4 protein-coding genes are annotated in these 14,054 nt (G+C 59.2%); all 4 read left to right on the top strand.

Annotation, left to right across the window (positions count from 1 at the left end; all coding sequences use genetic code 11):
- Window positions 1–142: 142 nt before the first annotated feature.
- Window positions 143–433 carry a DUF6471 domain-containing protein gene (locus U4Y88_RS19740; protein WP_321785783.1) on the top strand — a complete coding sequence of 97 codons (291 nt, stop codon included), beginning with the start codon at window positions 143–145 and terminating at the stop codon, window positions 431–433.
- A gap of 419 nt (window positions 434–852) precedes the next feature.
- The gene (locus U4Y88_RS19745) at window positions 853–6,198 is read left to right on the top strand and encodes a DEAD/DEAH box helicase (RefSeq protein ID WP_321785785.1); all 5,346 of its coding nucleotides are present in this window, start codon (window positions 853–855) and stop codon (window positions 6,196–6,198) included.
- Between the two features lie 6 nt (window positions 6,199–6,204).
- Window positions 6,205–9,057, top strand: a complete 2,853-nt coding sequence (locus tag U4Y88_RS19750; RefSeq protein ID WP_321785787.1) for a helicase-related protein — start codon at window positions 6,205–6,207, stop codon at window positions 9,055–9,057.
- Between the two features lie 4 nt (window positions 9,058–9,061).
- A complete protein-coding gene (locus U4Y88_RS19755; protein ID WP_321785789.1) occupies window positions 9,062–14,050 on the top strand; it encodes an Eco57I restriction-modification methylase domain-containing protein in 4,989 nt (1,662 codons plus the stop codon).
- Window positions 14,051–14,054 lie beyond the last annotated feature (4 nt).

Here is a 14,054-nt window from a genome sequence, read left to right on the forward strand (position 1 = left end):
TCAGCATTGTGTCCTCGCAAAAATGGGTTGCTGAGGACGTGTAGGGCGCCCAATTCGGCTCCGGTCGTATACGACCGAAAATCGCTGTGGGAAAATTCCAGCGATACAAGAATCGGCACGTGAGTGGAGTCGAGGGAAAGTGATGGAAGAACCGCCGAACGGGCGTAGTCGGCTGTCGGCCGAGCCCTATGGGTCGTGGGAAGAAGAAGCGAAGGGGTTGATAGAGGAGGAGATGATGCGGCGCGGCATCCGGTACAAACAGCTTTCGCGGATGCTGGAACAACTGGGCATCTACGAGTCGCCCGACCAGCTCAACCGCAAAGTAAATCGGAAGCGGTTCTCGGCAGCCTTCCTGATAGCTTGCCTGAGCGCGATGGGTGTGCAGACCATCACGCTGCATCTGCTTAATCAGGGACAAAACAAGAAGGGGTAGACGACGGACTACTATCCACGTCGCCCAGTTCGCCCGCAGCCAGACCAGCTTCATCGTCTGCTCCCGCGTCATACCCTCTCATAAATAGAGGGCCTGACCGGGCGGACGGTCAACCAGACGAATGCAAGCTCATTCCTGCTACTGCACGCCGGCGTTGCACCGGCTTGGGTTTACCAACGTAGGCAATGCTGGGAGAATTTTCAAGCTGCTCGGACTGTCGGACTATCGCTGAGGTCAGGTTTTCACGGAGGCAGCGATTCGCCTCCGACACATGACGCGGGTGCCAAAACAATCCGTGGAGAGGAGCGCCGCCGTACAATTGTCGATTAGCCAAGCTGGTCGAATAAGGGCGTTGCGGTAAATACGGCATAACCAATTCGCATAAGCCTCCGTACGGCCGCCGCTCACCGGGGAAAATAATGGACGTTTTCAAATTCCGCGAGCACATCGTCGCCGAATACGAACAATTTACGCGCAGCTTCACAAGCATTCGCGCCGATGACATTCGTCATTACGTTGATGAGCAGTACCTCAGCCAACGATATTGGCCAGCGCCGCTCATCCAGATTAATCCGAATTTCAAATCCGGTGGCACAGTCGACGAGTTTGTCGCCGCGGGTCAATTGCGACCCGAGTGCGCGGATATTTTTCGTCTTGGGAAGTCTGCCTCATCGGCGGGCGTTTCGCTGCCGCTACACAAGCACCAGGCAGAGGCCATCAGCCTCGCTGCGGGCGGCGAAAGCTATGTTCTGACGACAGGAACTGGTTCAGGCAAGTCACTCAGTTATTTCATTCCTATCATCGATGAGTGCCTTAGGGCCAAGTCAGTTGACCAGACAGCACGGACTCGAGCCATTGTCATCTACCCGATGAACGCGCTGGCGAACTCGCAGCTGGAGGAATTGAAAAAATTCCTTGGTTCAAATCCAGCCGAGCGCGCTGTAACTTTTGGGCGCTACACGGGCCAGGAGTCTGATGAAGAACGCCAGGCGATGGCGGCCAACCCGCCTGACATTTTGCTCACCAACTTCATGATGCTCGAGTTGCTGATGACCCGGCAGAACGACATCGACAAGGCGGTGATGCGCAACGCCAAAGGCCTGCGCTTTCTCGTGCTGGACGAACTCCACACCTACCGCGGACGCCAAGGTGCGGATGTCGCGCTACTCGTTCGTCGCGTGCGTGAAGCACTTGCGGAAAACCTTATCTGCATCGGTACCTCGGCCACGATGGCCACCGAAGGCACGCAGATGGAGCGCAATGCTATCGTCGCAGACGTTGCTTCCCGGCTGTTTGGTACCAACATCCCCGACCGGAACATCGTTACCGAGACGCTGCGCCGTGTCACGCCGGAGGAGGAAACCATTGCGACTGTTTCACCCCGTCTAGGTGAGGCTATTCGCGCCGGTGTGCCTGAGACGACCGATTTTGCGTCGCTGGCGTCACATCCCGTGTCCGTCTGGGTCGAGTTGACTCTGGGGTTGGATTACGAGGGTGACAAACCGAGGCGAGCGCGTCCGCAGAAGCTCGCTGACGCTGCGCAGAAGCTGCATGCGGTTTCGGGCCAATCCGTCGATACGTGCCTGAGCTATCTCCAGAAGTTCATGCTGCTCGCCTACGCAGTTCAGGATGAGACAGGCAAATCGCTGTTTGCGTTCAAGCTCCACCAGTTTATCGCCGGCGGTGGAAAGGTCTATGCAACGCTGGAAGCACCCCGACACCGTGCCATCACGCTCGATGGGCAGCAGTTCGTTGCGGGCGATACCGACCGTGTCCGGCGCTATTACCACGTCCATTTCTGTCGGGATTGTGGCCGGGAGTTCATGCCGGTCTGGGACACGAATGGCGCCGAAGGTCGCACCTTCAACGTGCGCAGTATCGACGAGCGACAGCACGACGATGACGAGGTCCGATTCGGCTTCCTGATGCCGGGACTGGATAACTGGGACCCGTCAGACCCTGAGCGGTACCCCGAGGGCTGGATTGAGGAGCGGGGCGATAACAATTGGCGGCGTGACGACGATTGGCGCGTCAAAGCGGACAAGCGCAAGTTTGTTCCTCAAGAGGTCCGTGTTCGGCCAGATGGAGTGGTAACCGACGGCATTGGTTTGAATGCCTGGTTTATCCCCGGGGCTTTTCGTTTCTGTCCGGCTTGCGGGACCACCCATGCCACTGCCGGCAAGGATGCGTTGCGCCTGACGTCGCTATCCGGTGAGGGGCGGAGTTCTGCCACGACGATGCTGACGTTGTCAGCGCTACGATATCTCTACGAGCACGACCAGGAGCTAACACCTGACGCCAGAAAGGTACTCGGCTTTTCTGACAACCGCCAGGATGCCGCGCTGCAGGCTGGACACTTCAACGACTTCCTGCAGGTTCTCTTGACTCGCGCAGCATTGCTTTCGGCAGTCGACAAATCTCCGTCGAAAGTGCTGGGCGAAAAGGAAATATCCAATGCTGTTTTTGAAGCGTTGGGCTTCCATCGTGACGACCCCAGCGTCCGTGCGGAGTACATGCAGCAACCTGAAGTGAAAGGCAATGCGCGGCGCCAAGTGCAAGAGGCGATGCGCGGCATCCTAGGTTACCGCAGCTACTTCGACTTACGTCGTGGCTGGCGCTTCAACAATCCCAACCTTGAGCAGCTTGGGCTGATTCGCATCGACTATCAGGACATAGATGACCTTGCTGCTGATAGTGACGAGTGGGCCGATGCCCCACGGGTGTTGCAGGCAGCTAAACCTGCCGAGCGGGCCGCGGTATTGCGAGTGCTCTTTAACTTTATGCGGCAAGGGCTCTGTATCGCGACGCGCTATCTTGACCGTAGCGAGCTGGAACAACTGCGTACCCAAAGTTACGCAAATCTTCTGGAGCCATGGGGGTTTACCGAAGACGAGCGTCCGCAGCCGGCCAGATGGTTTGTCACGCGCCGCCCTCGTGAGGAGGTGGACCGCCGGGGCCGACGTCTGAATCTGGACGACTTCCTGGTCATTGGTTCCAGCCGCTCCCGTTTGGGCAGAGAGCTTCGCAGGGCCAGTACCTGGGGAGGTGGCAATCCGTTTTGTACGGACGTCAACGACCAGACCTATCCGGATGTTATCGCCGCATTACTGAAGGCTGCCGAATCTTATGGCCTTGTGCGCAAGGACGAAACCGATGTTGGTCTGGCCGGCTGGCAGTTAAATGGTTCAGCGCTTGTCTGGACATCCGGCAACGGGCAAAGCAGCAGCCCGTCGAACAACAACGCTTTTTTCCAGGGGCTGTACCAGAACATTGCGGCGTTGCTGGACAGTCCAGTTCATCAGCTTTTCGATTTTGAAGCTCGCGAACATACCGCCCAGGTTGAACAGGAAGACCGGATGGAGCGGGAAGCACGCTTTCGCTTCACGGAAAAGGACAAGGCTGAGTGGCAGGAGAAGACCGGCATGGCGCTTGAGTGGCTGCCGGTGCTGTTCTGCTCGCCGACGATGGAACTCGGCGTTGACATTTCTTCGCTGAATACGGTGTACATGCGCAACGTGCCGCCGACGCCGGCAAACTATGCGCAGCGCAGTGGTCGAGCCGGGCGCGCGGGGCAGCCTGCGCTCGTTATTACTTACTGCGCAGCACAGAGTCCGCACGACCAGTATTACTTCCGCGACCCGGTCCGGATGGTGCATGGCCAGGTTAAAGCGCCAACACTCGACCTAGCTAATCTAGAGCTCATCAAGAGCCACATGCATGCCATCTGGCTGGCCGAAACGGGCAGGAAACTCGGCAACAGCGTGCGTGACTTGCTGGACATGAACCAGCCGGACGCGCTACCTGTTGCGGAAGACGTTGCCTCCGACCTTGATAAGCCGGAAGCGAAGCTGCGTGCCCATAAGCGTGGGCTCAAGGTGCTGGGCATGCTGAAAGATGAGTTGACTCCGCAAAGAGCGCCGTGGTTCAACGAGCAGTGGGCCGAGACCGTATTCCAACGCGCCTTTATCGAGTTCAACGGGGCACTGCAGCGTTGGCGCGACCTTTATCGAGCCACCGCACAGGCCATTGACCTCAACTTCAAGATTGAGAACAACCCTGCGGCCAATGAACGGGAGCGGCGCGAAGCTCAGCAGCGCCACAATGAAGCGCGTAAGCAGCGCGACCTGCTGCTGGCCGGCGACAGTGCGTTCAACAGCGATTTCTACACATATCGCTATATGGCGAGCCAAGGTTTTCTGCCGGGGTATAACTTCCCGCGCTTGCCGTTACTGGCCTACCTGCCTGCCCGTCGCGGAAGCATCGGGCGTGAGAGTTTCCTGTCTCGCCCACGCTTTCTCGCACTCGGAGAGTTTGGTCCCTACAGTCTTATCTATCACGAGGGCAGCCAGTATCGGGTTATCAAGGCATTGCTGACCATCACGGGGAAAGACCAAATTAGCGACGGGGCGCGCTTGCCCACCGAAGTTGCTCGCCTGTGCCCTGCGTGCGGTTACGGCCATTTTCGTTCCCAGCGCGATGCGGACCGCTGCATTTCATGCGGCGCATCGCTGGCCGGTGCCCAGGAAGTGAAGAATCTGTATCGCATCGAAAACGTTTCGACCAAGCGTGCCGAGCGCATTACGGCTAATGAGGAAGAGCGCGTTCGCCAAGGCTACGAGATGCAGACTACACTGCAGTTTGCTGAGGCTGACGGCAAGCTTCAGATGGTCACGACCCTGGTCGAAGATGCCCACGGACCGTTGCTGGAGATGCAATATGGTCCAACCGCCACGGTCTGGCGCATGAACTTTGGCTGGCGCCGGCGCAAGGAAAAGGCTATTCAGGGTTTCATGATGAACCCGGTCACGGGCCACTGGGTCGGTGGCGTTGACGACGGCAATGGCGAATCGGAAAACGACGCCGAGGCACCGCCAGACAAGACGCCGCCGCAGCGTATCGTTCCATATGTGGAAGACCGGAGAAATATTCTCATTATTCGCCCGCATTTCAGCCTGGGCGACCTCTCCTCAACAACGTTGACGACGCTGCAATATGCACTCAAACGGGGTATCGAGGCGGTCTATCAGCTGGAAGAAAGCGAACTGATGGCAGAACCCCTGCCGACTCGCGACAACCGGCAGTCCATCCTGTTCTTCGAGGCGGCGGAAGGTGGTGCCGGCGTGCTGACGCGCATCGCCACTGAGTCGGCGGCGATGTCCGCTGTAGCAGCCAAGGCGCTTGAAGTGATGCATTTCGTGCCCCCTGCGTCAGGTACGCCATGGCAGCGTGCGACGCTGACGGAAGAGTTCGAGCACGGCAATCCGATTTGCGAGGCAGGTTGCTACCGATGCCTGCTTTCGTACTATAACCAGCCCGACCATCAACTCATCGACAGGAAAGACGCCGAGGCCAGTGGCCTGGTACTGGACATCCTGTGTCGTCTGACGCAAGCCGGCACGAAACAGGGCACTCAGGGGCGAGACCCCGGTCAGCATGACGCAGAACTGGCGCGTACAGCTGGCAGCACGTTGGAGCAGACCTGGCTGGACTACGTCTCCGAGCACGGTTTTCGCAAACCGGACCGTGGGCAACACACCATTGCAGCTGCTGCGTGCTGCGCCGATTTTTTTTACGATGACCTGCACCTCGCTGTCTTTATCGATGGGCCACATCATGAGACAGAGGCGCTGCGTCAGCGGGACGCAAATATCAATCAACAGCTAGATGGGCTTGGCTATCTGGTCGTTCGTTTCCCCAAGGAAAAAACGTCCTGGGCTGACATCTTCAAGAAGAACGTAGACCTGTTTGGTCCCGGGAAGGTTTGATTAAACATGAATGCACCGACGCCGGAGTTTCATCCGGGTTCCCTGATTTCGGCACGTGGCCGGGAATGGGTTGTTTTGCCCGAATCCACCGCAGAGACGCTGCGACTGCGTCCTCTGGGCGGGGGGGAGCATGACGAAACGCTTATCTACCTGCCGCTTGAAAAGCCGCAGACGGTTCGGCCTGCGACTTTCCCCTGGCCGACCGTTGCACAGGCGCGTAATCATACGGCTAGCCAGATGCTGCTCGATGCTCTGCAGTTGAAGCTGCGTAGCGGCGCCGGCCCATTCCGCAGCTTCGGCAACATCGCTGTCGAGCCGCGTGCTTACCAGCTTGTGCCATTGCTGATGGCACTCAAGCTGCCGACCGTGCGCCTGCTGATTGCCGATGACGTGGGTATCGGCAAGACGATTGAAGGTGCGCTCATCGCCCGCGAACTGCTCGACCGCGGAGAAATCCAGCGCCTTACCGTGCTATGCCCTCCCCATCTGTGCGAGCAATGGCAGCGCGAACTCGCCGAGCGCTTTCATATTCACGCAGTCGTCGTGCGGTCGAACACAGCAGACCGGCTGGAGCGCGACCTTCCGCCCGGCACGTCGCTGTTTCACGCTCACCCGTACACGGTGGTCAGTCTGGATTACATCAAGTCCGAGCGACGCCGGGAAGCATTCCAGCGTCATTGCCCGGAGTTCGTAGTCGTCGACGAGGCGCACACGTGCACTCAGGCAGGCCAAGGGCGTCAGCAGCGGTATCAGCTGCTCAAAGGACTCGCCGATGACGCCGAGAGGCACCTGGTGTTGTTGACCGCCACCCCGCACAGCGGCGACGAGGATGCCTTTTTCAACCTGCTCGGCCTGTTGCGTCCAGATTTCACGCAGCTGAAGGATATGCCAGCCGACCAGCGTAGCGACTTGCGTGAGGCCTTGGCGCGTCATTTTGTCCAGCGTCGACGGCCTGACATTGCCGAGTGGCAGGACACATCGATGTTCCCCGAGCGTCTCACTGCCGAGATTACTTATCGACTCACAGGCGCTTGGGGCAAGCTGTTCAATGACGTGCTGACCTACGCGCGCGAACTTGTTGAGCGCTCCGAGAACCAGGGGCTGCGAGAGCAACGCATGAACTGGTGGGCAGCATTAGCATTGCTTCGCTGCATCTCCTCGTCGCCGGCGGCGGCAGTCAACGCCTTGCGTACGCGGTTGACTGGTGTCGCTGGAGACGCTGGTGCATCTGACGCCATACCTCTCGAAGAGCTTGAGGCACAAGCCACGGACCGGGTGCTTGATGGCACGGACGACGCCCTGTCGACTGACGACATTGAACCGGGCGCGCAGACCGAGGACAGTGAGCGTTTGCAGGCACTGATAGCAAGTGCCACAGCGCTGGCCGGTCAGCAAAACGACCCAAAGCTCGCCAAATTGCAGGAACACCTCGCGTTGTTACTGAAGGATGGTTTTCAGCCCGTTGTTTTCTGCCGTTACATCGCGACAGCGCACTACCTTGAGACCGCATTACAGGAGAAATTCAAGTCCGCAACGGTTAAGGCGGTAACGGGTGAGCTAACGCCCGATGAACGCGAAGATGCCGTCGAGCGCCTGGGCGAAAGTGATACGCGCATTCTTGTCGCGACCGACTGCCTTTCTGAAGGTATCAACCTGCAGGGCCTCTTTACGGCCGTTGTCCACTACGACCTGAGCTGGAACCCCACTCGGCATGAACAGCGGGAAGGACGCGTGGACCGTTTCGGGCAGAAGGCCCGTGAGGTGCGCAGCACCATGCTCTTCGGCGAGGACAATCCGGTCGACGGTGCGGTGCTGCAGGTTATCCTGCGCAAGGCGGAGAGCATCCGCAAGGAACTCGGCATACTTGTCCCGATGCCAGACGATGAGGGCAAACTCACGCAAGCGCTGATGAATGCCGTGTTGTTGCGCAAGGGGGCATCAATCGGCATGCAGGGAGAGCTTGACCTGTTTGGTGAACCTGCGAAGGAGATTGAACTTGCGTGGGAGAGTGCTCGCGAAAAAGCCAGGCAGAATCGTTCCATTTTCGCCCAACGCCGGCTGAGGCCAGAAGATGTGCTGCCTGAGTGGCAGAAGACCGCTGCGGTTCTTGGCGGTGAAACAGACGTCGCGCGCTTCGTTAGCCGCGCTGCCAGCCAGCTCGGCGCGCCCCTACAGCCAGCTAATGACCACTTCAAGTTGCTCACGGAGCACCTGCCTGCCTCGGTACGTGAACGACTGGCTGTCGAGGGTCTGACCGACACTTTGCGTATCGATTTTCACCAGCCTCCTGCGCAGGGCGCGAGCTTCATTCACCGTACTCATCCGCTGGTAGCGGTACTGGCTGACACGCTCCTCGAACGGGCACTGGATGACGCCGCGTACGCGATTGAAGATACGACCGTCGCGCGTGCAGGGAGCGCTTTTGTCAATCACGTCTCGCTCAAAACCACGGTCCTGCTGTTACGCATTCGTCACCAGCTCACGGTGACGCATGGCGCTAGTACACACCTACTGATGTGTGAGGAGGCTGTCGTCGTAGCCGCATCTGGAAATGAACCTTTGACTGAACTTTCTGCTGACCAAACCCGGGCCCTGCTGGGTGCCGAGGCTACCCGCAACATGCCCGCGCCGCTTCGCGACCGCCAGTTGCAATCCGCCCTCGACACTTTGCCGGGCTGGCAACCGCGTCTCGACGCCATTGCTCAGGCGCGTGCCCAAGCACTGTTGCAAGACCACCGCCGCGTGCGCGAAGCTGCGGAAGGTCGAGGGAGCTACCAGGTGACTGCCAGTTTGCCGGTCGACGTGATGGGCATCTACGTGTTGCTGCCTGACGCAGCAGCGGCTACCACGCGAGCCTGACGCGATGGCCCGATTGAACTCAACGCGCAAAACGCATCAGCTGAACTACCGTGCCATTCGTATCGAAGGCGGTCTCATTCCGGCCGACGAGCTGACGCGCCTGACTCTGCTTGCAGACCCCAAGGACACTGAGCAGACGGAAAGCCACTACCGTATTGCGAAAGGTTTGAAGCTGCGCGACGAAATTGCCCGCGACTTCAAGATTGCACTCAATCTGTGGCAGGATTTTCAGGTACTAAGGCAGCGCCAGGACGTGCGGCTACATGAGGTCACAGTGCGTGAGTGGCTGATTCCGTTGCTGCGGGACGTACTGCACTTCCACGATATTGCCCGCCATTCCCCTGTAGAGGTTGCTGGGCACCAGTACAACATTGGTCATGCCGGGAGTGGTGGTCGTGTGCCACTGGTGCTGGCTGGTGTCGACGAACCGCTTGATACTGCTGCCGACCGGTTTGGCGAAACGAATCCGGACACCGGCAAGATTCGTCGCCGCAGTCCCTTCATGCTGACGCAGGAAGCGCTCAACGCCAGCGATGATTCGCTTTGGGCCCTGGTCAGCAATGGGTTGTCACTACGCATCCTGCGTGACAACCCCAGCCTCACGCGTCCAGCCTATATCGAGGTTGACCTCGAAGCCATCTTCGCCGAAGAGCTGCTGGCCGATTTCAGTGCATTCTGGCTGCTGGCTCACGCAAGCCGCTTCGGTAGCGCCGAAGCCTTGCCGACCGATTGTCCATGGGAGCGTTGGCGCGATGCCGGCCAGCAGGTTGGCGTTACCGTGCGAGGCAAATTGCGCAACCAGGTGGCCAACGCATTGCGGGCGTTGGGTACAGGCTTTCTTTCTCACCCTGCCAATGGTTCGCTGCGGGCTGCGTTGCAGGATGCCGGAAGCGGCTATGACCGTCAGGCCTTTTTTGAAGAACTACTGCGCCTTGTTTACCGTCTCATTTTTCTTTCCACCGTGGAGGACCGGCGCGACCGTGGCAGTGGCGAACGCCTGGTCTTTGCACCTGACGCAAGTGATGAGGCCAAGGCGCGGTATCTTGACGGCTACTCGCTCACCTGGCTGCGCGAGCGCGCGGTTCGCCGCAGCCAGCATGACCGCCACGCAGACCTCTGGCAGGCATTGACCATCACGTTCCGTGCCTTGGCGAACGGCGAGGCGGCACTCGGCCTGCCGGCCATCGGCGGGCTGTTCGACGTTGAACAGTGCTCGCATCTGGACGCCGCAGAGCTCGAAAATCGCTACCTGTTGACAGCGGTGTTCGAGCTGGGCTGGTTCCGGGCTGACGGTAGCCTGTCCCGTGTCAATTATCGTGACATGGGGCCGGAGGAGCTTGGAAGCGTATACGAGAGCCTTCTGGAACTTGTACCGGACCTTCAAGGCCTTGCACACGCTGGCACCGCTCGCCTTGCGTTCGTGGGCGATGAGATAACGGATGCGTCCACCAAAGGAAATACCCGCAAGCTCACCGGCAGCTACTACACCCCTGACAGCCTAGTGCAGGAACTCATCAAAAGCGCGCTCGAGCCGGTCATTGAGCAAACCGTCAAGAGCAACCCGCAGCGCCCGGTGGAGGCCCTGCTCGAGCTGACCATCTGCGACCCCGCCTGCGGTAGCGGCCACTTCCTGCTCGCCGCTGCCCGGCGCTTGGCCGACGAGGTCGCACTGCGTCGTGCTGCGGCTGAGCGGGAAGGCGGAGCCGCGACGCCTATGGACTATCGCCACGCGCTACGCGATGTGGTTAGCCGTTGCATCTATGGCGTGGACAAGAATCCCATGGCCATCCAGCTCGCGAAGACCGCGTTGTGGCTGGAAGCCTATTCCCCTGACCGACCTTTGAGCTTTGTCGACCACCACGTCCGCGTAGGGGACGCGCTGCTGGGTGTGTTGGACCCCAAGGTACTGGAACACGGTATCCCCGACGAGGCTTATACCGTTCTTTCGGGTGATGACAAGGCAACGGCGAGTGCGCTGAAGAAGCAGAACAAAGCCGACCTGAAGAGCTGGCGTGCCATTGCGGGCGGTGACCTGCTGACGCAAGCCGGGCTGGCTGCGCAAGCAGTGACGGTCGAGGCATTGGACGACGATACCCCCGAACATCTGACTGCGAAGCGTCAAGCATGGACCGAAGCCGAGGCAGACGCGCAGCGCAGCAAGTTTGCCCAATTGGCCGACACCTACGTGGCGGCCTTCCTCGCTCCGAAGCTGGCCGATACAAAAAATACCGTGCCTTTGTCGGGCTATCTGTGGGGTGTGTTCAGCGGCCAGCCTGCCAAGGCCGAACTGGAGGATGCCGCTCAAGCTCTTTGCCGGCAGCACGCCGTTTTCCACTGGTGGCTGGCGTTCCCGCAGGTGGCTGCGCGTGGTGGGTTCTCGGTCATGCTGGGTAATCCGCCGTGGGAGCGCATCAAGCTGCAGGAGGAAGAGTTCTTTGCTACACGCAGTCCACTGGTCGCGACAGCCAGGAACAAGGCTGAGCGCAGCGAGCGTATCGAATGGTTGCGTGAAGGCGTATTGCTGCATAACGTGAATCCCGACCTCGAGCGCGCTGAAGGCTTGGCACCGCCTAACCGTGCTGAGATGTCGTTGTACGCCGGCTTTATTGCGGCACGGCACGGGGCTGAGGCCGCCAGCCTGTATGCGCACGATAGCCGGCGCTACCCGCTTACTGGCGTGGGTGACGTGAACACCTATGCTCTGTTTGCAGAGACGTTTCTGCAGGCGACAGCGCCGACGGGGCGCGCAGGGTTCATTGTGCCTACTGGCATCGCGACGGACGACACGACGAAGGCCTATTTCTCCCACCTGGTCCGCTCTGGTCGACTCTCATCCCTGTTTAGCTTCTACGAGATTCGTCGGTGGTTCCCTGCCACAGACGACCGTAAGGCCTTCTGCCTTCTCACCGTTGGAACTCAGGAGCGCGCTCAGTTTGCCTACGACATCGAGGACTGGGACGCCTTCGACAGACCGGAGAAGCGCTATCGCCTCACACCTTCGGAATTCGCGTCACTAAACCCCAACACACTCACGCTTCCTGTGTTTCGCAGTGAGCGCGATGCCGAATTGACGAAGAAGCTCTACCGCGCTGCCCCAGTGCTCATCCGCGAAGCGCAGTACGACCCAGAGGGAGAACAACTCAACGCCGAGGCTAATCCTTGGGGTATTCGCTTTCAGACAATGTTCCATATGTCGGGTGACGCTGCGCTGTTCCGAGACGTACCCGCAGCCGTTGGTAAGCCATCGCGACTGCCGCTGTATGAAGCCAAGATGATTCACCAATTCGACCATCGATGGGCGACTTACGTGGATGCACCCGACAAGCCGGATGGGATAGATGCAGTCGACCTAAGCCCGTTGCAGCGAGCCGACCCGGACTTCACCGTGCGTCCGCGTTACTGGGTGAGCGAGCGGGAAGTACTCGCGCGCATTGCCAATGTGCCAGCAAAAGTGGCTCGCGCTTGGCTAGAACTTCATTCAGCGCAGGATTCGGGACAGCGTGAGCAGGTGAGCATCGCGCTGGCCGATTTGCAGCGTGCGCTGGCACAATGGGTCGCTGGTGAGTTGTTCCATGTTGCTGCTGCTTCGTCGCGCACAGGAGAAGGCTGGACGCCGACCCAAGCGCAGCCCCATATCGCGACCGTCGAGGTTCAGCTTCAATCTCAGTTTCCGCGTCTTGGCGATGCGCTGCGCGGCGAAGGCCTGACGACGAAGAAAGCCCTGTCTGAGTTTCCAAAATGGGCGACCCAGAACTTCAATACACGTCTCCGTGACGAAGAGCTGTCGGTCTTGGCCGATGCACTCCGCGTTACACCGAAGGAAGGCGCGTTGCTCGACTTGCTTGATGGCTGGATGGACTACCGTAGTCCCCGTTGGCTGATGGGGTGGCGGGATATTTGCCGTAGCACGGACGAGAGGACCGTAATTGCGTCTGTAATGCCTCGCGTTGGAATCGGCCACACGATGCCGCTTTTCTCTACTAGTGCGAACGCCCCCCAAGTTGCAGCATTTCTTGGAAATTGGCTTTCATTGACCTTCGATTACGTAGCGAGACAGAAAGTTGGGGGCACGCACCTCACTTACGGGTATTTGAAGCAGTTGCCCGTGCTGCCGCCAGACGGGTACACCTCCACGGCACTTGAATTCATCGTCCCCCGTGTCTTGGAACTGACATACACAGCGTACGACCTCGCGCCTTGGGCCGACGACTTGGTTATGTATGACCCTAGGCCCGCTGGCGAACGTGGTCAACCATTTGCATGGAACCCTGAACGGCGTGCTCAATTGCGCGCCGAGCTGGATGCTTATTACGCTCGTCTCTATGGACTGACCCGCGATGAGCTGCGCTACATCCTCGACCCTGCCGACGTTTTGGGCATCGACTATCCCAGCGAAACGTTCCGTGTACTCAGAAACAATGAGATGCGCGAGTTCGGGGAGTACCGCACTCAGCGTCTTGTACTTGAGGCGTGGGACCGACAAAGCGCGACGCCATCGCAACATTCTTCGGCCGCTTCAGCCGTGCGGGTTCAATATTCCGAGCAAGGTTTTATTCGAAACGCCGAAGAAGCAAAGTTGGCGGGCCTCATTGTCGCGCTCGCGGAACTTCGTCCAGAGGGTTGCTCTGTATCGGAGCTTCAATCCCTCGTTGCTCGTTCGGCAATAGCTGCTCAGTACCTTGAACCGGCTGAGGTGCAGCAGCTTACGTCACTGTTGGACGCGCATGGGAATTCGAGTCTCGTGCCACTGATTGACCGTGTCCTACCTATCGTTCAACGCCTAGAGGCTGTTTCCGTTCTTGTGCGTGAGCAGCAAGGTGTCGCGTCGTTATTCAGACGGGGGAGCGGAGCGATTCCTGGAGATGTAACCCAACTTTCGGAACATACCGGCATTGCTCGATTGCTGGTCGCTGCCGAATCGCGGCGCGTTGCGCTGGAGGGAACGACAACAGACGACAGTTCTGCAACACGTAGGTCGACAGGCACGAGATAGGAGA

Source organism: Paraburkholderia sp. J94 (assembly GCF_905220285.1).
In the GTDB taxonomy this organism is placed as follows: Bacteria; Pseudomonadota; Gammaproteobacteria; order Burkholderiales; family Burkholderiaceae; genus Paraburkholderia; species Paraburkholderia tropica_A.